Genomic DNA, 23,483 nt, shown 5'->3' on the forward strand with positions numbered 1-23,483 from the left:
CACGTGTGGCGCACATGTGGCCGGGACGTGGCTTCCGTGTGGGACGCCTGTGGAGCGCGGATTGGGAGGGTTGACCCATCAGCGGAAACCACCGCTCACACCACCGAAGACCGGGAGCACGCCATGCAGAAGAAGATCCTCGTCCCCCTCGCCACCCTCGTCGCCGCCGGCGCCATCGCGGTCGGCTCCGGCGCCAGCTTCACCTCGACCTCGAGCAACACCATCAGCTCGGTCACCGCCGGCACCCTGACCCAGCACAACTCCAAGGCCGACAAGGCCATCTTCGAGCTCAAGGACATCAAGCCCGGCGACACCGTCAACGGCACCCTGGAGCTGACCAACACCGGCACCCTGCCCGCCAACTTCTCCCTCACCGAGGTCTCCTCCACCAACGGGTTCACCGGCGACGAGCTCACGCTGACCATCACGGACGCCAAGAACGCCGCCACCCCCGTCTACGACGGCACCTTCGGCGGCCTCGAGGACGGCCTCAAGAAGACCCTCGGCACCTGGGCAGCCGGCGAGACCCACACCTACACCTTCACCGTCGCCCTCGACGCCGAGGCCGGCAACGACGAGCAGGGCAAGACCGCCAACGCCGTCTACAAGTGGGACGCCGTCCAGCTCACCGGCGAGACCACCAACCAGTGACCGCCTGAACAGGCGAGCACGTCCGGCGACGCGCGACGTCACCGACCCTCGAGCAGCCGTCTCAGGCAGCCGCGCCATGCCTGCCCGGGACGGCCATCAACCTCCGGCGGTCACCCCGAGACGCCCTCGGAGGCCTACGAGCCCCATCCCTCCTGCACACCCACCGGGTGCGCCGAGGGGTGGGGCTCGTCTGGTTTCTCGGCCCCTCAGGCTTCTCGGCCCGTGGAGTCCTCACTCAGCCGTGGCGGAGTCGAGGACCTCGACGAGGATCGGCCGCAGCTGCGAGGTGGCGAAGACGTACGACGCCCCGATCACCCGCAGACCCATCCAGCCGTCCTCGTGCCGATAGATGCCAGGGCGAACGAGATCATCCAGCGGCCCGATGGCTGCAACCTCCAGTGACTCGAGACCGGAGCAACGGTCTGGAGAGACCGCTGTCGGATCGCAGTCCCGCGGAATGGTGACGGTCACTCCCGCGCGCGAGAAGTGCTGCTCGGCCGGCTTCCCTGACGCCCCGGGTCGGACCACATCGGAGTCGCCAGGCGAGGTCCGGACGTCACTGCCGCAAGCGGTCGTCAGCGTCACGGACGACAGGACGGCGGTGGCCAGGACGGCTCGACCGAACATGCCCTTCTGACGCCGGCGGACCCCGAGCGGTTCCATCCCGGGGAGAACAGTTCCAGAACGTGGCCGGGGCGTGGCTTCCGTGTGGGACGCCTGTGGAGCGCGGATTGGGAGGGTTGACCCATCAGCGGAAACCACCGCTCACACCACCGAAGACCGGGAGCACGCCATGCAGAAGAAGATCCTCGTCCCCCTCGCCACCCTCGTCGCCGCCGGCGCCATCGCGGTCGGCTCCGGCGCCAGCTTCACCTCGACCTCGAGCAACACCATCAGCTCGGTCACCGCCGGCACCCTGACCCAGCACAACTCCAAGGCCGACAAGGCCATCTTCGAGCTCAAGGACATCAAGCCCGGCGACACCGTCAACGGCACCCTGGAGCTGACCAACACCGGCACCCTGCCCGCCAACTTCTCCCTCACCGAGGTCTCCTCCACCAACGGGTTCACCGGCGACGAGCTCACGCTGACCATCACGGACGCCAAGGACGCCGCCACCCCCGTCTACGACGGCACCTTCGGCGGCCTCGAGGACGGCCTCAAGAAGACCCTCGGCACCTGGGCAGCCGGCGAGACCCACACCTACACCTTCACCGTCGCCCTCGACGCCGAGGCCGGCAACGACGAGCAGGGCAAGACCGCCAACGCCGTCTACAAGTGGGACGCCGTCCAGCTCACCGGTGAGACCACCAACCAGTGACCGCCTGAACAGCCGAGCACGTCCGGCGACGCGCGACGTCGCCGACCCTCGAGCAGCCGTCTCAGGCAGCCGCGCCATGCCTGCCCGGGACGGCCATCAACCTCCGGTGGTTTCCCCGAGCCGTCCGGAAGCCCGCGAGCCCCACCCGCCTCCACCGCCCACCCGGGCCGGAGGAGCGGTGGGGCTCGACGGGCTTTTCGGCATCTTCCCGAGAGCCTGCCGGGCGGCTGTGCGTCGGGCAGACGCGTGTCGCTCCGTGGGAACCCGCCGTTGCGAAGGCGGCAGCTGTGGTGCACATGTGGCTGGTCCGTGGATCTCGCGTGGAGCTTCTGTGGAGTGCGGATTGGGAGGGTTGACCCATCAGCGGAAACCACCGCTCCACACCACCGAAGACCGGGAGCACGCCATGCAGAAGAAGATCCTCGTCCCCCTCGCCACCCTCGTCGCCGCCGGCGCCATCGCGGTCGGCTCCGGCGCCAGCTTCACCTCGACCTCGAGCAACACCATCAGCTCGGTCACCGCCGGCACCCTGACCCAGCTCAACTCCAAGGCCGACAAGGCCATCTTCGAGCTCAAGGACATCAAGCCCGGCGACACCGTCAACGGCACCCTGGAGCTGACCAACACCGGCACCCTGCCCGCCAACTTCTCCCTCACCGAGGTCTCCTCCACCAACGGGTTCACCGGCGACAACCTCAGCCTGTCGATCACGGACACCACCACCAAGACCGTCATCTACGACGGCACCTTCGGCGGCCTCGTCGACGGCGCCAAGAAGACCCTCGGCACCTGGGCAGCCGGCGACGCCCACACGTACACCTTCAGCGTGACGCTCGACCAGGCCACCAGCAACGACGACCAGGGCAAGTCCGCCAGCGCCGCGTACACCTGGGACGCCGTCCAGCTCACCGGTGAGACCACCAACCAGTGACCGCCTGACCTCCCCGTCACCCCGCACCGTCCCCACCCCGCATCCCACCGCCGACGAGCCCGAGGAGCAAGCACCATGGCCGAGAAGCAGAAGCGCAGCGCCCTGCGACGTACCGGCAGCGCCCTGGGCAACCTCGTGCTGCTCGTGCTGGTGCTGATCCCGCTGGCCTACATCGTCCCGTCGGCGTTCGGCTACGAGCGCTACGTGATCACCGGCGGCTCCATGTCCGGCACCTTCGAGAAGGGCTCGCTGGTCTTCGAGGAGCCGGTCCCGGTGGAGGAGCTCGCGGTCGGTGACATCATCACCTACCTGCCGCCGCCGGACAGCGGCGTGCAGACCCTGGTCACCCACCGGATCGTCGAGATGGGCTCCGACGAGAACGGCCGCCAGGTGCTCATCACCCAGGGCGACGCGAACCCGGACCCCGACCCGTGGAAGTTCTCGCTCACCGCCGACACCCAGCCGGTCGTCCGGGCCGCCGTGCCGCACGTGGGCTGGGTGCTGATCGCCATGGCCGACCGGGAGATCCGGATGCTGTCGATCGGCATCCCCGCCGGCCTGATCGCCCTGATGAGCCTCGTCGAGCTGCTGGGGGCGCTGCGCCCCTCCATCCGTGCCGCGGCCAAGCTCGAGGCCGAGCGCGCCGCCGCCGAGAAGGCCGCCGAGAAGGCCGCGACGCTCGCCGCCCGCCAGGCCGAGCAGGACGCCCGCAAGGCCAAGCAGGACCGCCGCTCCGCGGCGCGTCGCACCGGCGACCGCCGCCGGGCGGGCGAGCAGCGTCGAGCCGGCGCGGGCCGCCGGGTCCGGCACGGCAAGACGACGGTTACGAACTGTGTCTGTTCTGTGGAACTTCTGCAGATCTCCGGTGGCGCGCAGCTCCGTAACGTTCCCCTTGTCGAGGAAGCCCGGTCCCGGGACCTCATGCACATCCGCTGAACCCGAGAGGCACCCCGATGACCCGCCGCGCCGCCACCCTGATCGTCCTGGCCCTCGTGGCCACGGTGATCGGCCTGGGCGTCACCGGCAGCTCGTCGGCCACCTTCGTCTCCGCATCGCAGAACGTCTCGACCGTCACCGCCGCCTCCGACTGGACGCCCCCGACCGTCGCGATCACCTCGCCCGGCGCCGCCGTCCGCGAGACGGTCACCGTTCGCGCCACCGCCACCGACGCCCGCTCCGGGGTCGCCTCGGTCCGCATCGAGACCCGCCGCGCAGGCGGCGCCTGGACCCTGCTGTGCACCGCGACCGCCGCGCCGTACTCGTGCTCGTGGAAGACCGCCGCCGGTGCCGACGGCGCGGTCGACCTGCGGGCCACGGCCACCGACCGTGCCGGCAACACCGCCACCTCCGAGGTCGTGCGCACGACGGTCATCAACACCGCCGGCGTCTCGCTCGTCGACCCGGGCGACGTGGTCCGCGGCGCGGTGGCGCTGAGCGCCGCGATCAGCCCCGCCACCGACCTGGGCTGGAAGGTGAGCATCCAGGCCGCCTCCACCGGCACCAACACCTGGACGACGCTGGCCGGCTGCAGCAACCTGTCCGCCCCGTTCGGCTGCACCTGGAGCACCCCCGGCACCGCCAGCGGCCGCTACGACCTGCGGGCCGTCGCCACCTCCGGCACCCACACGCTCACCTCGCCGCGCGTCGTCGACGTGCACGTCGACAACACCGCCCCGACCGCCACCTTCACCGTGCCGGCCGAGACGCTGAAGGGCAGCGTCACCCTGTCCGGCAAGTACGCCGACGCCCACACCGGCGTCGCGAAGGTCGTCTACCAGGTCGCCACCAGCGCGACCGGTTCCTACAGCGAGGCGTGCACCGCGAGTGCCGCGCCGTTCTCCTGCAGCTTCGCCACCGCCGCGCTGGCCTACGGCAACCACTTCTTCCGGGCCGTGGCCACCGACGTCGCCGGCAACACCACCACCTCGGCCGTCGTCGGTCCGCGCCTGGTGGACAACACCACCCGGTCGATCTCGCTCGCCGACCCCGGCGCCGTCCTCGAGGGCACAGTCACGCTGGTCGCCACCCCGGCCGCCAGCGCCGGCATCGCCTCGGTGGTCATCGAGCGCGCGAACGCCGGCTCCAGCAAGTTCACCCCGCTCTGCACCCGCACCGCCGCCCCCTGGACCTGTGCGTGGAACACCCCCGCCGGCTCCGACGGCAGCTACGACCTGCGGGCCCACGTCACCGACGTCAACGGCCAGAGCGCCACCTCGGCCATCGTCGCCGCCCGTCGCGTCGACAACACCACGACGGCCTTCCGCGGCACCGACATCACCACCACCAACGGCGGTCGGGCGGCCTACGTCGACAACGGCGACACCCTCATCTACACGTTCAGCCGCCGGGTCGACCTCACCACGGTCAGCGCCGGCTGGGACGGCGCCGCGATCGAGGTGTCGCTGAACCTCACCGACGCCGGCCTGTTCGACGGCACCCACTTCGCCGTCAGCCGCCCGAGCGCCGCGGTGAACCTCGGCCGGGTCACCTCCAACCGCAACTACCTGGAGGGCCTTCCCGGGCTCGCCCGGCCCGCCACGCTGTCGGCCACGATGACCGCGGAGACCGTCACCGGCACCGACGGCCGGTCCCACACCGTCGTCACCGTCCGGGTCGGCGACCTGCTCACCGGCGAGCTGCGTACCCCCGACCTGAGCACCTCCGCGCTCACCTGGGTCCCCTCCACCGCGGTGCGCTCTCTCGCCGGGGTCGCCCTGTCCCGCAGCGAGGTGGACAGCTCGCAGGCCGGGCGAGGCAAGGACTTCTGATGCGGGTCCCGCACACCTGGGCGTCGCGGGCCGCCGCGGTCGCCACCGGTGTGCTCACGGTGGCTCTGCTCGTGCGCAGCGCCACCCTGGACGGCGCGCTGGCGTGGACGGCGCTCGCCCTGGGCGCGCTGGGGGCGTTGACCGCCGCCACGATGCTGCGCGACAACCGCTTCGAGTCCCGGCTGGTCGCTGTCGTGCTCGCCGTGCTGCAGCTGCTCGTCGCCCTCCTCGCGGTGACGGTCGGCCTGCCCGGCGCCGAGGCGACGCCGGCGGACCTGCTGTCCTACCTGGCGATCGCCGCCGGCGCGGCCGTGCTGGGACTTCTCGCGCTCGATGCCAGGCTGCGCGCGGCGCACTGAGCATCAACCCCTCGCCAACTATGCTCGCGACGTGCCCGCACACCTGCTCCTGGTCGAGGACGACGACGCCATTGCCGCACCGCTGATCCGCGCCCTCGAGCGCGAGGGGTACGACGTGACCCGCGCCCCAGACGGGGCCGCCGCGATCGCCGCGCTCACCGGCGGCGTTCCCATCGACCTGCTCCTGCTCGACCTCGGACTGCCCGACATGGACGGTCTCGACGTGTGCCGCCGCTTCCGTGCCGACGGCTACGAGGCGGGGATCATGATCCTCACCGCCCGCGGCGGCGAGCTGGACCGAGTGGTCGGACTCGACGTGGGCGCCGACGACTACCTGTCCAAGCCGTTCAGCCTGTCGGAGCTGTTGGCCCGGGCGCGGGCGCTGCTGCGCCGTACCGCCCGCGTCACCGTGCCCGCGACTGCCGAGACCGCCGCGCCGGTCAACACGCCCAGCGCCGCCCCGGACCCGACGGCGGACGCGGCGACCTCCGGCAGCGGGCTGCGCGTGGACCGCGACGCCCGGCGCGCCTGGCTCGGCGCCACAGAGCTGGCGCTGACCGCCAAGGAGTACGACGTCCTCGAGCGCCTCGACGTCAAGCGCGGCGCGGTGGTGACCCGGGAGACGCTGATGGCGGAGATCTGGGACGAGAACTGGTTCGGCTCCACCAAGACCCTCGACGCCACGATCGGCCGGCTGCGCCAGAAGCTGGTCGACGCCGATGCGCCCGTGGTGCTGGCCACCGTGCGCGGCGTCGGGTTCCGACTGGAGGACCGCCCCGCCGATGCGTGAGCGCTTCATCGCCATCCTGGTCGGCCTGACGCTGACCGTGATCGCCGCGTTCGCGGTGCCCCGCGCCTATGTGGCCGCCGACCGGATCAGCGACCAGGAGCTCGGGGAGGTGGAGCGCTCGGCCCGGTTCCTGATCTCGCGGATCACCTCACGGGAGGGAGCCGGTCGCGAGGTCGACACCGAGCTGCTCGCCTCCGCCCTGGACGCGCAGGACGGGGCGTCGTACGTCGCCGCGGACGGCACCCGCACCACCGCGGGCCGGCTCGAGCCCGACCCGGAGAAGTCCCTGGTCGTCAAGCGCAACCTGGGCGACGGCCGCACGCTCGTCCTCACCCGGGACCGGGCCGTGGTCAGCGAGGCGGTACAGGACGAGGTGGTGCCGCTGGTCCTGCTCGGTCTCGTCCTGGCGCTGGTGGCCGCCGCGAGCGCCTACGTCATCGGCAGCCGCACCGCGCGGCCGTTCCGGCAGCTCGCCGAGGCCGCGGAACTGCTCGGCCGGGGGAGGCTGACCACCTTGGAGGTGCCCGATCGGGGGGTGCGCGAGGCGGTGGCGATCGGCGAGGCGCTGCAGCAGGCCGGCCTGCGGCTCGACGGCCTCATCCGCCGCGAGCGCGAGTTCGCCGCCAACGCCTCCCACCAGCTGCGCACCCCGATCACCGCGCTGCGGCTCAGCCTCGAGGACCTCACCCTGTGGCCCGAGACCGCACCCGAGGTCCGCGCCGAGCTCGAGCGCGGGATCGCCGAGCTCGACCGGCTCAGCGGGTCCATCGACGACCTGCTGAACCTGGCCCGCAGCCGCCGGCTCAACGCACAGGCGACCACCGACCTCGCCGAGCTGGTCGACGCCAACGCCGGACGGTGGCGCGCCGCGCTGAAGGCCGAGGGCCGCGACCTCGTCGTCCGCTCGGAGGCCGACGTGCTCACCCGGGTCGCACCGGGGCCGGTGACCCAGATCCTCGACGTGCTGGTCGACAACGCCCGGATGCACGGGCAGGGCACAGTGACCGTCACGACCCGTGACGCCCGGACCCACCTGGAGGCCATCGTCGCCGACGAGGGCGAGCGCCGGATCGGGCCGGAGATCTTCCAGCGCGGAGTCAGCAGCCGGATCGGCTCCGGCGGCAACGGGCTCGGCCTGTCGGTGGCGACCGAGCTCGCCGAGGAGCTCGGCGGCCACCTCTCCCTCGCCACCGAGTCCCCCACCACGAGGCTCGTGCTGTGGCTGCCGCACCGGCTGGAGCGGCGCAAGCAGAAGCGCTGACGCGGCTCCGCCGTCGGACCGAGCCGGAGCCGCGGAGCCGGGGAACCCGGCCGAGACGGCCTTCCGTAACCTTGCCCGGTGAGTCTGCGGGGGATGCTGGCCGACACCCGGCCGTTGCAGAACCCCCACTTCCGGCGGCTGTGGTCGGCCAACATCATCACCGTCATCGGTGCCCAGCTGTCGGTGGTGGCCGTGCCGGCGCAGATCTACGCGGAGACCGGCTCGTCGGCGTACGTCGGCCTGACCGGCGTCTTCGGCCTCGTGCCGCTGGTCGTCTTCGGGCTGTGGGGCGGTGCGCTCGCCGACCACTTCGACCGGCGCACGCTGCTGCTGGTCACCACCACGGGGCTGATCGGCACCGCCACGCTGTTCTGGGCCCAGGCGGCGTTCGACGTCGGCGACGTGTGGCTCCTGCTCGTGCTGTTCGCGGTACAACAGGCGTTCTTCGCGGTCAACCAGCCCACCCGCACCGCCATCCTGCCGCGGCTGCTCGACGACGAGCTGCTGCCGGCGGCGAACTCGCTGAACATGACCGTGATGCAGGCCGGCGCGATCGGCGGTCCGCTGCTGGCCGGGGTGCTGATCCCGTTCACCGGCTTCGCCTGGCTCTACGGCATCGACGCCGTCTTCCTGCTGGCCACGCTGTGGGCGGTGGTGCGGCTGCCGGCGCTGCCGGTGCTGGGCGCGGTGGGCGGCACGCCCGGGCTGCGCTCGGTGGTCGAGGGCATCGCCTACCTGCGCACCCAGCCGGTGCTGATGATGTCCTTCGTCGTCGACATCATCGCGATGCTGTTCGGGATGCCGCGCGCGCTGTTCCCCGAGATCGCGCACACCACCTTCCTCGGCCCCGAGGAGGGCGGGCTGGCGTTCGCGCTGCTGTTCGCGGGCATCCCCGCCGGTGCGGTGATCGGCGGCGTCTTCTCCGGCTGGGTCTCCCGGGTACGACGCCAGGGGCTCGCGGTGATCTGGTGCATCGTGGTGTGGGGCGTGGCGATGACCGGCTTCGGCCTGACCGTCCTCGGCGCCGACCACCTCGCCGGCGGCGACGTCGGCGCCGCGCACTGGTGGCTGGCGGCGGCCGTGCTGATGCTGGTGGTCGGCGGCGCCGCGGACATGGCCTCGGCCGCGTTCCGCTCCTCGATGCTGCTCGCCGCCGCCGACGACCAGGTCCGCGGCCGGCTGCAGGGCATCTTCATCGTGGTCGTCGCCGGCGGCCCCCGCCTGGCCGACGTGGCGCACGGCGCCACCGCCGCGATGGTCGGCACCGCGGTCGCGGCCACCGGCGGCGGCGTCCTGGTCGTGGTGCTCACCGTCGTCGCCGCGCTCGCCGTGCCGTCGTTCGTGCGGTACCGGGTCACGGCCGCCGGCCGACGGCCGCACGCATCTGCGGGCTAGGCGACGGCTAGGCGACGGCTAGGCGACGGCTAGGCGAGCAGCCCGCGCAGGTACGCCGCCTGGCCCACGTGCTGGGTGCAGTCGTTGATGACGCTCACCAGCCGCACCCCGAGGGTGACCGGCGGGTCCCACCGGGTGTCGACCACCCGGTCGAGGTCCTCGCCCGACAGGGTGGCGAGGTACTCCAGGCTGCGCTCGTGGGTGGCGCGGTAGTACTCCGCGAGCAGCGGCGCCGGTGCCCGCACCGCACCCACCTGGGCGCTGGTGTGGCCGTAGCCGATCTCCGTCACGTCACCCACCGACGGCGGCAGCGCGAACCGGTCCGCGAACCCCTGCGCGGTCCACACCTGCTCGCTGCCGGCCACCCCGGCGACGTGGTCGTCCTGCACCCGCGTCAGGTGCCACACCAGCCACGCGATGGTGTTCGCGTCCCGCGTGGGGCGCTCCGTGAGCAGGTGGTCCGGCACGTCCTCGAGCACCGCCTCCACGTCCCCGAGGACGCGTCCGAGGGCATCGCTGAGCAGCTCGGCAGGAGTCATGCGGCCAACGTACGTCGTACCCGCGAACGCTTGTAACTACGAGTTATGGCTACTACCCGGGCGGTATACCACCCTGGTAGTAGCCATAACTCGTAGTTACAAGTGCGGCCCGCCGGACCGGCTCAGGCCTGGATGGCCTGGGGCACGGAGGTGCCGGGGGCGCGGCGCTCGGCGTCGGTGAGCCAGGCGAGCTGCTCGATCCGCTCGATGATCGTGTGCAGCAGGTCCGCGGTGGTCGGGTCGGCGGCGTCGATGTCGTCGTGGATGCGCCGGGCGGTGCCGGACACGGCGTACATGGAGGCGACGATGGCGTCGATCGCGGCACCGGTGTCGACCTCGCCGGTGGGGAACGGCGGCAGGCTGGTCTGCGCGGCGATCCGGGCCGAGGAGCCGTCGGGGATCACGTAGACCGCGCGCATCCGCTCGGCGACCTCGTCGGAGAACGCGCGGGCGGCGTCGACGATCTCGTCGAGCTGCAGGTGCAGGTCGCGGAAGTTGGTGCCGACGATGTTCCAGTGCGCCTGCTTGCCCTGCAGGGCGAGGTCGTTGAGGTCGACCAGCAGCTGCTGCAGGTGGCCGGCGAACTGCTCGTCGGCGACGAAGGCGGGGTGCGAGACGTGCTGCTCGGTGCGGTGTCGGGTCGCGGTGGTGGCCACGGGTGGTGCTCCCTTCGCTAGATGAATACGGGCCCGGTCGGGGCCGATTCCCACCATCGTGCCACCTTCTCTTGAACCGTTCCAGACAAGTAAGCCTTGCCTACCTTGGCGGACGGTCCTCGGCAACGATGAGTCCCGGTGTCGGCGCCGGTCCCTACCGTGGACAAGAACGGGGCTCGCCCCACGGGTCCCGCCCCGGACGAAGGGACGGCGATGAACACGACGGAGTCGATGATCAGTGCCCACGGCCTGACCAAGCGGTACGGCGACGTGACGGCCCTGGACGGCCTGGACCTCGAGGTCCCGGAGGGCCGGGTGCTGGCGCTGCTCGGCCCGAACGGCGCGGGCAAGACCACGGCGGTGCGCTGCCTGACCACCCTGCTGGTGCCCGACGACGGCACCGCCCGGGTCGCCGGCGTCGACGTGCTGGCCGACCCGGCGGCCGCCCGGGCACGGATCGGGATGTCGGGGCAGTACGCGGCGGTCGACGAGCACCTGACCGGCTACGAGAACCTGGTGATGGTGGGCCGGCTCTACCACCTGGGCCGGCGCCGCTCACGGGAGCGAGCGCGCGAGCTGCTCGAGCGCTTCGACCTCTCCGACGCCGCGGACCGGCCCGCCAAGACCTACTCCGGCGGCATGCGCCGGCGCCTCGACCTGGCCGGTGCGCTCGTCGCCGAGCCGCCGGTGCTGGTCCTCGACGAGCCCACCACCGGCCTCGACCCGCGCAGCCGGCAGCAGATGTGGTCGGTGATCCGGGAGCTCGTCGGCGCCGGCGCCACCCTGCTGCTCACCACGCAGTACCTGGAGGAGGCCGACCGGCTGGCCGACAACATCATCGTCATCGACGCCGGCAAGGCGATCGCGACCGGCACCGCCGACCAGCTGAAGTCCCAGATCGGCGGCGAGCGGATCGAGGTCGTGCTCGCCGACGCCGCACACCGCGAGGCCGCCGTCCGCGCACTGGGGCAGGTCGCCGTCGGCGAGGTCCAGGTCGGGGAGAACGGCCGGGACCTGACCGCGGCGGTGACCGCCGGCACGAGCGCACTCCTGCGCGTGCTGCAGGACTTCGAGCGTGACGGGGTCGCCGTGCTCGACGCCGGGCTGCGCCGCCCGACCCTGGACGACGTGTTCCTCACCCTGACCGGCCACGGCTCGGACAGCACGGAGACCGGGTCCGAGGAGAACGAGCCCGCGAACGACGCCCGCCACCCCACCGACACCCGAACCGAGACTCACACCGACAGCCACACCGACAGCCACACCGACAGCCACACCGAGAGCGAGATCGCGCGATGAACGGCGCACTGCAGGCCCTGAGCGACGGCTGGGTCATCGCCCAGCGCAACGTCATCAAGATCAAGCGGGTGCCCGAGGTGCTCGTGTTCGTGCTGATCAGCCCGATCCTGTTCGTGCTGCTGTTCGCCTACGTCTTCGGCGGAGCGATCTCCCCGCCCGGGGCGGTGGACTACAAGGAGTGGCTGGTCTGCGGGATCTTCGCCCAGACGGTGGTGTTCGGGGCGACCTTCACCGGCGCGGGCATCGCCGAGGACATGCAGAAGGGCATCATCGACCGGTTCCGCTCGCTGCCGATGGCCCGCTCCGCGGTGCTGATCGGGCGGACCACCTCCGACGTCGTCTACAACGTTCTCTCGCTGCTGATCATGGGCCTGACCGGGCTGCTGGTGGGCTGGCGGATCCGCGACGGCGCGCTCGAGGCGCTCGCCGGGCTCGCGCTGCTGCTGGTCTTCGCCTACGCGATCAGCTGGGTGATGGGCCTGGTCGGCCTGCTGGTGCCCAGCGTCGAGGTGATCAACAACGCCTCGTTCATCGTGATCATGCCGCTGACGTTCGTCTCCAACGCGTTCGTGCCGGCGGAGTCCTTCAGCGGGGTGCTGCGCACCTTCGTGGAGTGGAACCCGGTCTCCGCGCTCACCCAGGCCAGCCGTGAGCTGTTCGGCAACACCGGCGGCCAGGTGCCGCCCGACGTGTGGTCGCTGCAGCACCCGGTGCTCTACACCCTGATCTGGGTGCTCATCGTCCTCGTCGTGTTCGCCCCGCTGGCGATCCGGCAGTACGCGCGGGCGGGCAGCAAGTAGCACCCCGCCCCTGGATGCTCAGCCGAGGGGCTCAGGCGGATGCGGGCTGCCGCTCGCCGAGGTGCACCGGCAACGACTCCACGCCGTACACGATGGAGAGCTTGCGGAAGTCGAGGTCGTCGATGTCGGCGGCCATGCGCAGGTCGGGGAACCGCTCGGCGAGCATCCGCAGCGCCGTGCGCAGCTCCATGCGGGCCAGCTCGGCGCCGACGCAGCGGTGCATGCCCCAGCCGAACGCCAGGTGCCGGGTGGGCTCGCGCGTCGGGTCGAACTCACCGAGGCCCTCGCCCAGGCTCGGGTCCCGGTTGGCGGCCATGAGCGACACGGCGACCGCGTCGCCCTCCTTGACCAGCACGTCACCGACGACGACGTCACGCTTGGCGAAGCGCAGGAAGGCGAGCTGGACGACGCACAGGTGGCGCAGCAGCTCCTCGACCACCTTGTCCACCGACTCGGGGTCCGAGCGCAGCATCTCGCCGGCCTTCGGGGTGGTGGCGATCAGGTAGGTGCCCAGCGCCAGCATGCTGGCCGAGGTCTCATAGCCGCCGAGGAACACGCCGTCGGCGATGCCGCCGAGGGTGACGTCGTCGAGCTCGTCGCCGTGCGCCTTCAACAGCGCACCGATCAGGCCGTCGCCGGGGTTGTCGCGCTGCTCGCGCACCGCGTTGATGAGGAACTCGCGGGTGTGCGCGGCGGCGCCGAAGACGCCCGCACCGCCCTCGCTGAGGTCGAACCGGGCGACCCCGAGCTCGAGGAACCGGGCGCGGTCGTTGACCGGCAGGCCGAGCAGGTCGCAGATGACGTCGAAGGGCACCGCGAAGGCGAACTCGGCGACCATGTCCACCGCTCGCCCGTTCGCGCCGGCGGCCTCCATCGCGTCCAGGCGCTGCGCGACGATCGCCTCGATGCCGGGCTGCAACCGGGCCAGGCGGCGCATCGTGAACTCGGGGGTGAGGTAGCGACGCAGCTGGGTGTGCAGCGGCGGGTCGGTCATCCCGAGCCCGCCGATCTGCTCCTCCGCCGAGCGGCCCTCCTGGGAGACGAACTGGCCGAGGTCGTTGGACCAGACCTCGGCGCCGCCGGCCAGCACCTGGCGGGCCTCGTCGTACCCGGTCACCAGCCACACACCGCGCCCGAAGAGGTCGGCGAGCTTCTTGACCGGGGCGTCGGTCTGCATCCGCATCACGGTGGGCAACGGGTCCAGCCCGTCGCGCTTGAGCGGGACCGTGAAGGCGTCCGGCAGGAACCGCAGCTTGCGCAGGTCGATGCCGTTGCGCATCGTGCGATTGAGCAGCCACACCCCCGCGCGCTGCTTGACCGGACCGAGCACCGGGGTGGCCACGCGTCCGAGCGCACGGGGTAAGGCAGGGAGCTGCATGGCGCTATTCCACCAGAACCTGGCGCCCTCGTGGGCCGGTGCGCCCATCCTCGGACCCTGGCCCCACCCTGAGATGGCACCCTGAGGGCCCGTGCGTGTCGCGCTGCGCGGCAATCCGTCACCGGCGAGCAACACCCCCGGCACCGAGACAGGGCTAGCCTGAACAAGTGTCTGCGACCACGCCTGCTCACGAGCCCCTGGTGGACTGGACCCGTTGGAGGGCGGTGCTCTTCGACCTGGACGGCGTGCTGACGCCGACCGCCGTGGTCCACATGCACGCCTGGCGGGCGATGTTCTCCGCGTTCCTCGCCGAGCACGCCGCGGCCGAGGGCGTGACCTACCCGCCGTACACCGACCAGGACTACTTCGACTACGTCGACGGCAAGCCGCGCTACGACGGGGTGCGCAGCTTCCTCGCCTCGCGCGGCATCATCCTGCCGGAGGGCACGCCGGAGGACCCGCCGGACGCACTCACGGTGTGCGGTCTGGGCAACCGCAAGAACGACGTCGTGACCGAGGTGCTCGCCACCGAGGGCGTCACCGCCTACCCCGGCTCCGTGGCGCTGCTCGACGAGCTCGGCGCGCTGGGCGTGCCGATGGCGGTGGTCTCCTCCTCCCGCAACGCGCCCGACGTGCTGCGGGCCGCAGGGCTGGCCGACCGGTTCGCCTTCGTCCTGAGCGGTGCCCTGGCCACCGACCTCGGGCTGGCGGGCAAGCCCGCCCCGGACACCTACGCCCACGCCGCCGCCGAGCTCGGCGCCACCAATGCCACCTCCGTCGTGCTGGAGGACGCCGTCAGCGGTGTCGCCGCAGGGCGGGCCGGCGACTTCGGCCTGGTGATCGGGGTGGACCGCGGCGCCGGCGAGGCGCCGCTGCAGGCGGCGGGCGCCGACCTCGTCGTCACCGACCTGGCCGAGCTGATCGACGGAGGAGCCCGATGACCGCCGACCTGCCCGAGGACCACAGCAACCAGGGTCCGCCGGACCAGCCGCCACCGGCCCACGAGGACCCGATGGACCGCACCCGGTTCCCCGTCGACCCGTGGCGCCTGGTCGAGACCCGCTTCGACGGCACGGACCTGGGCATCACCGAGTCGCTGTTCGCCGTCGGCAACGGCTACCTCGGCCTGCGCGGCAACTACTCCGAGAGCCGCGACGCCCACCTCGACGGCACCTTCATCAACGGCTTCCACGAGACCTGGCCGATCTCGCACGCCGAGGAGGCCTACGGTTTTGCCCGGGTCGGCCAGACCATCGTCAACGCGCCCGACCCCAAGGTGATCCGGCTCTACGTCGACGACGAGCCGCTGCAGGTCTCGATCGCCGACATGCGCGCCTACGAGCGGGTGCTGGACTTCCGCAGCGGGGTCCTCGAACGGGACCTGGAGTGGCGCACCCCGGCCGGCAAGCGGGTCCGGGTCCGGAGCCTGCGGATGGTGCCGCTGGCCCAGCGCCACCTCGCGGTGATGACGTTCGAGGTGACCCTGCTCGACCACGGCGCCTCCCTGATCATCTCCTCGCAGCTGATGAACCGCCAGGACAGCGACGAGCACAAGCCGCGCCAGGCCGGCCTCGGCGGCGGCACCACCGACCCCCGCCAGGCCGCCTCGTTCGACCACCGCGTGCTGGAGCCGCAGCTGCACCACGCCGACCCCGCGACCGGCCGGCTCAAGCTCGGCTACCGCACCAGCGAGAGCCAGATGACCCTGGGCGTGGTCGCCGACCACCACCTGGAGACCGACGCGCCGTACTCGATGACCGTGGACTCCGAGGACGACCTCGCCAAGGTCATCTACCGGATCGCGGGCGAGCCGGGCACCACCGTGCGGCTGACCAAGCTGGTCGCCTTCCACACCGCGAACACGATCCCGGCCCGCGAGCTCATCGACCGCTGCGAGCGCACGCTGGACCGCACCTGGGAGGAGGGCGTCGAGGCACAGTACGACGCCCAGCGCGCCTGGCTCGACCAGTTCTGGGCGCGCTCCGACGTCGAGGTGCCTGGCCATCCCGACCTGCAGCAGGCCATCCGGTGGAACCTCTTCTCGATCCTGCAGGCCTCCGCCCGCGCCGAGGGCCAGGGCATCGCGGCCAAGGGGGTGACCGGGTCCGGGTACGGCGGCCACTACTTCTGGGACACCGAGATCTACGTCCTGCCGTTCCTGACCTACACGCTGCCGTGGGCGGCGCGCAACGCGCTGCGGTTCCGCTACACGCTGCTCGAGTACGCCCGCACCCGAGCACGCGAGCTGTCGCAGAAGGGCGCCCTGTTCCCGTGGCGCACCATCAACGGCCACGAGGCGTCGGCGTACTACGCCGCCGGCACCGCGCAGTACCACATCGACGCCGACATCTCCTACGCGCTGAGCCAGTACCTCGGCGCCACCGGGGACGACGACTTCCTGGCCCACGAGGCGATCGACATCTTCGTGGAGACCGCGCGACTGTGGGCCGACCTGGGGTTCTGGCGCGACGAGACCCAGCGCACCTTCCACATCCACGGCGTCACCGGGCCCGACGAGTACACCGCCGTGGTGGACGACAACCTGTACACGAACGTGCTCGCCCGGTTCAACCTGCGCCGGGCCGCGCGGGCGGTGCGGGAGCTGGCGCTGAACTTCCCCGAGGCGTACGCCGACCTGGTGCGTCGTACCGGCCTGACGCCGGATGAGCCGACCGAGTGGGAGAACTGTGCCGCCGGCATGCTCATCCCCTTCGACGAGCACCTCGGCATCCACCCCCAGGACGTCGACTTCCTCGAGCGGGAGATGTGGGACCTGCGGAACACGCCGCTGGAGAAGCGGCCGCTGCTGCTGAACTACCACCCGCTGGTGATCTACCGGTTCCAGGTGCTCAAGCAGGCCGACGTCGTGCTCGCGCTCTACCTGCAGGGCGATGAGTTCACGGCGGAGCAGAAGAAGGCCGACTTCGAGTACTACGACCCGATCACCACCGGCGACTCCACGCTGTCGGCGACGGTGCAGTCGATCATCGCCGCCGAGGTCGGCTACCACGAGCTCGCGCTGCGCTACTTCAACGCCGCCCTGTACGTCGACCTCGCCGACCGGCACTCCAACACCGCCGAGGGCGTGCACGTCGCGTCCACCGGCGGGGTGTGGAGCGCACTGGTCGCCGGGTTCGGCGGCTTCCGCGACATCGGCTCCGGCGCCGGCAAGCGGCAGTGGCGCATCGACCCGCGGCTGCCCGAGGCGTGGGAGAGCCTCGTCTACCGGCTCACCCTGCGCGGCACCCGGGTCCGCGTCACCGTGCGCGCCAGCGAGCTCGAGCTGTTGGTCGAGGACGGTGACCGGGCGATCACCTTCGACGTGCGCGACGAGCTCGTCACCGTCGCGCCCGGCAAGCCCGTCACCGTCGCGCTCAAGGACCAGGGGCCGCGCCTGAGCGGCCAGCCGAAGTACCCCGCCGGCACCCGGCGCTCCGACGGCACCGTCATCTCCGCCATCGTGCCCAGCGGGGAGTGAGCGGGGTCGAGCGGGCTGGGTGCAGGAATCCCCGGTCGACCGGGGATTCCTGCGCGGATCGGGGGTTACAACCCCCAATCCCGCCAGGAAACCTCCGCCCCCGTGACGCCTGAGGCGTACGACGTACGGCGCGCGCCGCGCCACACGACCTGCGCGACGGCCCGGGCGCGTGCAACCGACGTCATACGATCCCGGGGTGAGACGCGGCGTGGGTGGCACCGCTCGGGGCGTTCACTGGAACCGTGACCGAACTTCGTCCCGCTGCCGCGCGGGAGGTGAGCGACGCCCGGCGCTGGGCGATGCTGGCGGCCGGGACGGTGGCGCAGGCCTCGACGGCGGCGATGGTGGCCGCGCCGTCGTTCCTCATCCCGCAGCTGCACCGCCCGGTCGCCGAGGGCGGCAACGGGCTGAGCCTGGCCGCGGCCGGGCTGGTCTCCTCCGCGGCGATGGCCGGGATGATGTGCACCCTGGTGCTCTGGGGGCTGGTCGTGGACCGGCGCGGCGAGCGGTTCGCGCTCCTCGGCGGGTTGGGCATCGCCGGCCTCGGCGGCCTGCTCGCCACGCTGACCAGCTCGCCCGCGGCCCTGGCGGGTGCGTTGGCGCTCGCCGGGGTCGGCGCCGCCGCCACGAACTCGGCGTCCGGGCGGGTCGTGGTCGGCTGGTTCCCCGCGCAGCGGCGCGGCGTGGCGATGGGCATCCGGCAGACCGGGCAGCCACTCGGCGTCGGGTTGGCCGCGGCCACCGTCGCCGTCGTCGCGCACAGCCACGGCATCGGCCCGGCGCTGTGGGTGCCCACCGCCGCGACCGTGCTGGCCACGGCGGGGGTGGCGCTGACCGTGCTCGACCCGCCGCGTCCCGCGGCCGGGGAGCGGCGCGCCGTGGTCAACCCGTACCGCGCCGACTCCTTCCTGCTGCGGATCCACAGCTCCTCGGTGCTGCTGGTGGTGCCGCAGTTCCTGGTCTGGACGTTCGGCCTGACCTGGCTGGTCGAAGGGCTGGACTGGTCCCCGGGCCTGGCCGGGCTGACCGTGGCCGCCACCCAGGTGGCCGGCGCCGCGGCCCGGATCGGGGCGGGCTGGCTCTCGGACGCGATGGGGTCGCGGATGCGGCCGATGCGTGCGGTCGCCGTGCTCGCCGGTGTCTGCATGGCGCTGCTCGGCGGCGCCGCGGCGCTGGCGGAGGGATCGACCCTGCTGACCGCCGTGTCGGTGCTGCTGCTGGTGGCGGCCTCGGCGCTGACCGTCGCCGACAACGGTCTCGCGTTCACCGCCATCGCCGAGCGGGCCGGGCCGTTCTGGTCGGGGCGTGCGATGGGCCTGCAGAACACCGCCCAACACCTCGCCGCCGTCGCGGTCCCCCCGCTGGCGGGACTGTCCATCACGGCCTGGGGCTACGGCGCCACGTTCGCCCTCGCCGCGGTGTTCCCGCTGGTCGCGATCAGCGCGGTGCCGGTGGGCGGGGAGCGGCCAGTCGGCTGAGCGCGACCGGCGGCTCCGGCGAACCGCCCTCCTGCACCCGCCACCGGCGGAGCAGCTCGGCCTCCCGCTCGGCGGTGATGCCGTCGATCCGGGCCGCCGGGTCGGCGGCCAACCACGCCCGCGTGTCGCGCACCGTGTCTGCCAGCGGGCGCGACACCAGTCCCGCCGCCGTGGCCGGCGCGGCGTCGTGGGACATCATGCCGTCGTAGGAGGGCCGGGGAAGCCACAGCGGGATGCCCCGGGGGCCGGCCCAGCTCGCCACGCCCTCGGCGAGCAGGAAGTCGTGGTCGACCCACACCGGGCGAGCGTCCGGCAGGGCCGCGGCGAACAGGTCGCCGAACGTGGTCACCGGGCCGACGGCGTCGTACACGGTCGGCGTTCCCGGCTCCCCGGGGTCCCCCGATTCCGCCACGGGGGTGGTGACGGGGCCCCGCTCGGCCAGGGCGACGATCCAGGTGGCGAGGTCGCGCACGTCGACGACCTGCACCAGGTCCTCGGGCCGACCCGGCGCCAGGACCTCGCCGTCGTGCGCCGAGCGCCACGCCCAGTACGCGAACCGGCCGCTCGGGTCGCCGGGCCCCACGATCAGCCCGGGCCGCAGCACCACCGCGCCCGGCACCGCCTCGTGCACCAGCTGCTCGCAGGCGACCTTCATCGCGCCGTACGCCTCCGGGCTGCTCATCGGGTCCAGGTCGTCGACGACCGGCTCCAGCAGCGTCCCCACCCCCGGGCCGCCGGCGTCGGCATCGTCGGCGTAGACGGAGATGGTGGAGACGAAGACCCAGTGCGCCGGCGGTACGGCGTCCAGCGCGCGCCGCACGTGGGAGGGCCGCCGGGCGACGTCGACCACTGCGTCGGGTGGGCGGTCGGCCAGCCGCTGGACCAGGTCGGCGGGGGCCGGCTCGTCGCGGTCCCAGCGCAGGTGCTCGACACCGGTGGGCACCGTGCCGGAGCGGCCGCGGTTGACGCAGATGACCTCGTGCCCGGCCGCCACGGCCTCGGCGGCCACCGCACGGGACAGGAACCTGTTGCCGCCCAAGACCAGGATGCGCATGGCCCATCTGAACCCGGCGACCCGACTTCCGCAAGGGTCGCCGGGCCTGCGGCCTGCGGACAGCCGGTAGCGGGCGGGTACGGGCATGGTTGGCTGACCGCGTGGGACACCGCTGCCGCATGCTCGCGACCGTCGTGGCGCTCGCCGTACCCCTGCTCCTCGCCGGCTGCGGCGCAGACGAGTCCGCACCCGGACCGACCACCGCGAGCAGCTCGGCCACCGGCTCCCCGTCCTCGCCGGCCTCGCCGACGGGATCGCCGAGCGCCACTCCGAGCACGTCTCCGACGACCGCGCCCAGCTCGGCCGACGCCCCCCGACCGTCGCCCACCGACCAGACCACCACCGACCAGACCACCACCGGCCAGGCCCCCGCCGAGCAGACCGAGCAGACCGGGATCGACGCCTCGCACCACCAGGGCCCGATCGACTGGCGGCAGGTGGCGGGGGCCGGCATCGAGTTCGCCTACCTCAAGGCCAGCGAGGGCACCCGGTTCGTCGACCCCCGCTTCGCCGAGAACCGCCGCGCGGCCACCGCCCGCGGGCTGGTGGTCGGCGGCTACCACTACTTCCAGCTCTGCACCGACGGCACCGCCCAGGCCCGGCACTTCATCGACGTCCTCGGCAAGCACGACCCGGTGCGACAGCTGGCACCGGCGCTCGACCTGGAGCTGGCCGGCAGCTGCGCGACCCCGCCACCCCGGGCGGAGCTGCTGGCCGAGGTGCGCGAGTTCCTGGCGGTCGTCGACGCCCACACCGGCACCCGCACGGTGGTCTACCTCTACCCCGAGCTGGAGGAGCGCTTCGGCTTCGCCGGCGACCTGGCCGACCACCCGCAGTGGGTGCGCCGGCTCGGTGACCGCGAGCCGCGGCGGCCCTGGCAGGTGTGGCAGTACGACGACCGCGGCACCGTGCCGGGCATCGCCGGCGGGGTGGACCTGAACCTGCGCCGCACCGGCTGAGCCGTCGTACGCTCCGCCTCCCAAGCAGATTTGTCGGATCTCGGCGGATTCTCGACGAATTCTCTTGGGGCGCGGAGCCCGCGCAGATCGGAGGGGAACATCAGGCACCCTCGGGTCGTTGCACCCACATGCCCACCGTGGACCTGACCTCCGGCAACTTCGAGCAGACCATCCTCGAGAACGAGATCGTGCTCGTCGACTTCTGGGCGTCGTGGTGCGGCCCGTGCCGCAACTTCGCCCCGATCTACGAGGCGGCAGCGCAGCAGAACGCGGACCTGGTCTTCGGCTCGGTGAACACCGAGGAGGAGCAGGACCTCGCGGGTGCCGCGCAGATCAGCTCGATCCCGACGCTGATGGCGTTCAAGAAGGGCCACCTGGTGTTCTCCCAGGCCGGTGCCCTGCCCGCGCAGGCACTGGACCAGCTGATCAACGCCGTGCGCGAGCTCGACGTGGACGCCGCGATCGCGGAGAGCGCCGGCCAGGCCGACGCCGGCCAGGCTGGCACCGCCGACCAGCGTGGCTGAGCTCCAGCTCGGGCTGGACACCTTCGGCGACGTCACCGCCGATGCGTCCGGCGCGCCGCTGAGCCATGCCCAGGTGCTGCGCGACGTCGTCGAGCAGGCCGTCCTGGCCGACACGGTCGGCGTGGACGCGATCGGGCTCGGCGAGCACCACCGCGACGACTTCGCGATCTCCGCACCCGACGTGGTCCTGGCCGCGATCGCCGCCCGCACCGAGCGGATCGTCCTGGGCACCGCGGTGACCGTGCTCAGCTCCGACGACCCGGTGCGCCTCTACGAGCGGTTCGCGACCCTCGACGCCCTGGCCGGTGGTCGGGTCGAGGTGACGCTGGGCCGCGGCTCGTTCACCGAGTCCTTCCCGCTCTTCGGCTACGACCTGGCCCACTACGAGCAGCTGTTCAGCGAGAAGCTCGACCTGTGGGCCGCGCTGCAGGGCGAGGGCACGGTGACCTGGGACGCCGGCCGGCTGCGGCCACCGCTGCGCGCCGCCCGGATCTTCCCGCACACCGACCGCGGCTCGATCCCGACCTGGATCGGCGTCGGCGGCTCCCCGGAGTCGGTGGTCCGGGCCGCGCAGTACGGCTTCGGGCTCATGCTGGCGATCATCGGCGGCGAGCCGGCCCGGTTCGCGCCGTACGCCGACCTCTACCGCCGCGCCCTGACCGAGCTCGGGAAGCCGCCGCTGCCGATCGGCGTGCACTCCCCGGGCTTCGTGGCCGACACCGACGGCGAGGCGCGCGAGCTGCTGTTCCCGCACTTCAAGGCCAACCGGGACCGGATCGGGGCCGAGCGCGGCTGGGGGCCGGTCACCCGGGCGCAGTACGACGCCGAGGTGGAGACCGGTGCGCTGTTCGTCGGCTCCCCGGAGACCGTGGCCCGCAAGATCGCCGACACCGCGCGCACCCTGGGCCTGGACCGCTTCGACCTGAAGTACTCCAACGGGCCGCTGCCGCACGAGCACCTGATGCGGTGCATCGAGCTCTACGGCAAGGCGGTCATCCCGCGGGTGCGCGAGCTCCTCGCCGAAGAGGCCTGACCGCCTGACCCGGTCGCCCACCCACGTCGACCACCCACGTCGACCCACCCACGTCGACCACCCACGTCGACCACCCACGTCGACCAGGGCCGGGTCAGGGCCGGGCGCCGGTCCCGGCGATGAGCTGGGCGTCGACGACGTCGAACACGTCGACGAGGGCATCGACGACCTCCTCGCGCTCGACGGCGATGTCACCCTGCAGCACCGCACCCAGGGTGTGCGCCACGCCGCCGATGAGGAACCGGGCGACCATCCGCACCCGCGCCCCGATCGTCTCCGCGAGCGCGTCGGGGTCGGCGACGGCCGGGTCGCCGTGCGCGGCGGTGACCGCGAGCAGGCCGGCGAAGCGGCGGCTCTCGGCGAGCACCCGGGGGCCGAGCGCCGGGGAGCTGACGGACTCGATGAGCGCGATCCGACCCTTGCGGGGGTCCTCGAGCATCAGGTCGACCATCTCGGCCAGCACCGCCCGGATCCGCTCGCGCCGCGACGCCTCTGCACCGGCCGCGGCCAGGGCGCCCAGGGCTCGGGTGGCGGCCTCGCTGGCGATCTCGTCGAAGACGGCCCGCTCCAGCGCCTCGATCCCGGCGAAGGACTCGTAGAAGTAGCGGGCCGCGAGCCCGGAGTCCTCCACGACGGCCCGCACCGTCGTACCGGCGACGCCGCGGGTGCCGAACAGCTCCAGGCCGGCGGCGAGCAGCCGGGCGCGCCGCTCCGCGACCCGCTCCTCGGGGGCCTGGCCGCGGTAGCGGCGGGTGCTGTCCGTGGTCCGCTCCTGCTGCACCCAAACATCTTGACACAGGCGTTCTCAG

22 protein-coding genes are annotated in these 23,483 nt (G+C 72.5%); 17 read left to right on the forward strand and 5 right to left on the reverse strand.

What is annotated here, in order from left to right; genetic code table 11:
- Window positions 1-123: 123 nt before the first annotated feature.
- From KG111_RS17540 to KG111_RS17580, 9 genes are all read left to right on the forward strand, one after another.
- Complete coding sequence (locus KG111_RS17540; RefSeq protein ID WP_213450011.1) at window positions 124-651, forward strand: M73 family metallopeptidase; 528 nt, start codon at window positions 124-126, stop codon at window positions 649-651.
- A 793-nt stretch (window positions 652-1,444) separates the two neighbouring features.
- On the forward strand, window positions 1,445-1,972 hold the full coding sequence (locus KG111_RS17545; RefSeq protein WP_213450012.1) for a M73 family metallopeptidase: 528 nt from the start codon (window positions 1,445-1,447) through the stop codon (window positions 1,970-1,972).
- A gap of 406 nt (window positions 1,973-2,378) precedes the next feature.
- Window positions 2,379-2,903, forward strand: coding sequence for a M73 family metallopeptidase (locus KG111_RS17550; RefSeq protein ID WP_213450013.1), 525 nt, complete (start codon window positions 2,379-2,381; stop codon window positions 2,901-2,903).
- 75 nt (window positions 2,904-2,978) lie between these two features.
- Window positions 2,979-3,839, forward strand: coding sequence for a signal peptidase I (locus KG111_RS17555; protein ID WP_205291338.1), 861 nt, complete (start codon window positions 2,979-2,981; stop codon window positions 3,837-3,839).
- A 17-nt stretch (window positions 3,840-3,856) separates the two neighbouring features.
- Window positions 3,857-5,671 (forward strand): Ig-like domain-containing protein, encoded by a 1,815-nt coding sequence (locus KG111_RS17560; protein WP_205291337.1) that lies wholly within the window; start codon window positions 3,857-3,859, stop codon window positions 5,669-5,671.
- Complete coding sequence (locus KG111_RS17565; protein ID WP_205291336.1) at window positions 5,671-6,030, forward strand: hypothetical protein; 360 nt, start codon at window positions 5,671-5,673, stop codon at window positions 6,028-6,030. Before KG111_RS17560 ends, KG111_RS17565 begins: the two co-directional genes overlap by 1 nt.
- A gap of 31 nt (window positions 6,031-6,061) precedes the next feature.
- Window positions 6,062-6,820: a response regulator transcription factor gene (locus KG111_RS17570; protein ID WP_249666208.1), complete on the forward strand. Its 759-nt coding sequence runs from the start codon at window positions 6,062-6,064 to the stop codon at window positions 6,818-6,820.
- Window positions 6,813-8,081: a sensor histidine kinase gene (locus KG111_RS17575; protein ID WP_205291334.1), complete on the forward strand. Its 1,269-nt coding sequence runs from the start codon at window positions 6,813-6,815 to the stop codon at window positions 8,079-8,081. Before KG111_RS17570 ends, KG111_RS17575 begins: the two co-directional genes overlap by 8 nt.
- Window positions 8,082-8,159: 78 nt before the next feature.
- Window positions 8,160-9,476, forward strand: a complete 1,317-nt coding sequence (locus tag KG111_RS17580) for an MFS transporter (RefSeq protein ID WP_249666209.1) — start codon at window positions 8,160-8,162, stop codon at window positions 9,474-9,476.
- 29 nt (window positions 9,477-9,505) lie between these two features.
- Here the strand turns inward: KG111_RS17580 and KG111_RS17585 are convergent, their stop codons facing one another.
- Together KG111_RS17585 and KG111_RS17590 are read right to left on the reverse strand one after the other, a co-directional pair.
- Window positions 9,506-10,015, reverse strand: a complete 510-nt coding sequence (locus tag KG111_RS17585; RefSeq protein ID WP_205291333.1) for a mycothiol transferase — start codon at window positions 10,013-10,015, stop codon at window positions 9,506-9,508.
- A gap of 122 nt (window positions 10,016-10,137) precedes the next feature.
- The gene (locus KG111_RS17590) at window positions 10,138-10,728 is read right to left on the reverse strand and encodes a Dps family protein (protein WP_205291332.1); all 591 of its coding nucleotides are present in this window, start codon (window positions 10,726-10,728) and stop codon (window positions 10,138-10,140) included.
- A gap of 156 nt (window positions 10,729-10,884) precedes the next feature.
- On the opposite strand from KG111_RS17590, the gene KG111_RS17595 reads away from it, so the two are divergent.
- Both KG111_RS17595 and KG111_RS17600 read left to right on the forward strand, forming a co-directional pair.
- Window positions 10,885-11,970: an ATP-binding cassette domain-containing protein gene (locus KG111_RS17595; protein WP_205291331.1), complete on the forward strand. Its 1,086-nt coding sequence runs from the start codon at window positions 10,885-10,887 to the stop codon at window positions 11,968-11,970.
- Window positions 11,967-12,770, forward strand: coding sequence for an ABC transporter permease (locus KG111_RS17600; RefSeq protein WP_205291330.1), 804 nt, complete (start codon window positions 11,967-11,969; stop codon window positions 12,768-12,770). Before KG111_RS17595 ends, KG111_RS17600 begins: the two co-directional genes overlap by 4 nt.
- 31 nt (window positions 12,771-12,801) lie before the next feature.
- Here KG111_RS17600 and KG111_RS17605 read toward each other — a convergent pair whose 3' ends face one another.
- Window positions 12,802-14,112 (reverse strand): cytochrome P450, encoded by a 1,311-nt coding sequence (locus KG111_RS17605; protein ID WP_249666211.1) that lies wholly within the window; start codon window positions 14,110-14,112, stop codon window positions 12,802-12,804.
- A 203-nt stretch (window positions 14,113-14,315) separates the two neighbouring features.
- Here KG111_RS17605 and KG111_RS17610 point away from each other — a divergent pair, with 203 nt between their 5' ends.
- The 3 genes from KG111_RS17610 to KG111_RS17620 all read left to right on the forward strand — a co-directional run bounded on the left by KG111_RS17610 (window position 14,316) and on the right by KG111_RS17620 (window position 19,104).
- The gene (locus KG111_RS17610) at window positions 14,316-15,089 is read left to right on the forward strand and encodes an HAD family hydrolase (protein ID WP_249666212.1); all 774 of its coding nucleotides are present in this window, start codon (window positions 14,316-14,318) and stop codon (window positions 15,087-15,089) included.
- A gap of 71 nt (window positions 15,090-15,160) precedes the next feature.
- Window positions 15,161-17,626: a glycoside hydrolase family 65 protein gene (locus KG111_RS17615; protein WP_240195684.1), complete on the forward strand. Its 2,466-nt coding sequence runs from the start codon at window positions 15,161-15,163 to the stop codon at window positions 17,624-17,626.
- Between the two features lie 242 nt (window positions 17,627-17,868).
- A complete protein-coding gene (locus KG111_RS17620; protein WP_249666213.1) occupies window positions 17,869-19,104 on the forward strand; it encodes an MFS transporter in 1,236 nt (411 codons plus the stop codon).
- Here KG111_RS17620 and KG111_RS17625 read toward each other — a convergent pair.
- Complete coding sequence (locus tag KG111_RS17625; protein ID WP_205291327.1) at window positions 19,064-20,158, reverse strand: NAD-dependent epimerase/dehydratase family protein; 1,095 nt, start codon at window positions 20,156-20,158, stop codon at window positions 19,064-19,066. The two genes, KG111_RS17620 and KG111_RS17625, sit on opposite strands and share 41 nt — an antisense overlap.
- Before the next feature lie 119 nt (window positions 20,159-20,277).
- Between KG111_RS17625 and KG111_RS17630 the strand changes: the two genes are divergently transcribed.
- The 3 genes from KG111_RS17630 to KG111_RS17640 all read left to right on the forward strand — a co-directional run bounded on the left by KG111_RS17630 (window position 20,278) and on the right by KG111_RS17640 (window position 22,674).
- Window positions 20,278-21,117, forward strand: coding sequence for a glycoside hydrolase family 25 protein (locus KG111_RS17630; RefSeq protein WP_205291326.1), 840 nt, complete (start codon window positions 20,278-20,280; stop codon window positions 21,115-21,117).
- 128 nt (window positions 21,118-21,245) lie between these two features.
- On the forward strand, window positions 21,246-21,641 hold the full coding sequence (trxA, locus tag KG111_RS17635) for a thioredoxin (RefSeq protein ID WP_205291325.1): 396 nt from the start codon (window positions 21,246-21,248) through the stop codon (window positions 21,639-21,641).
- A complete protein-coding gene (locus KG111_RS17640) occupies window positions 21,634-22,674 on the forward strand; it encodes an LLM class flavin-dependent oxidoreductase (protein ID WP_205291324.1) in 1,041 nt (346 codons plus the stop codon). The genes trxA and KG111_RS17640 overlap by 8 nt, the downstream gene beginning before the upstream one ends.
- Window positions 22,675-22,768: 94 nt before the next feature.
- Here the strand turns inward: KG111_RS17640 and KG111_RS17645 are convergent, their stop codons facing one another.
- Window positions 22,769-23,455, reverse strand: coding sequence for a TetR/AcrR family transcriptional regulator (locus tag KG111_RS17645; RefSeq protein WP_205291323.1), 687 nt, complete (start codon window positions 23,453-23,455; stop codon window positions 22,769-22,771).
- Between the last annotated feature and the right edge of the window lie 28 nt (window positions 23,456-23,483).

The organism is Nocardioides faecalis (assembly GCF_018388425.1).
GTDB classification, from domain to species: domain Bacteria; phylum Actinomycetota; class Actinomycetes; order Propionibacteriales; family Nocardioidaceae; genus Nocardioides; species Nocardioides faecalis.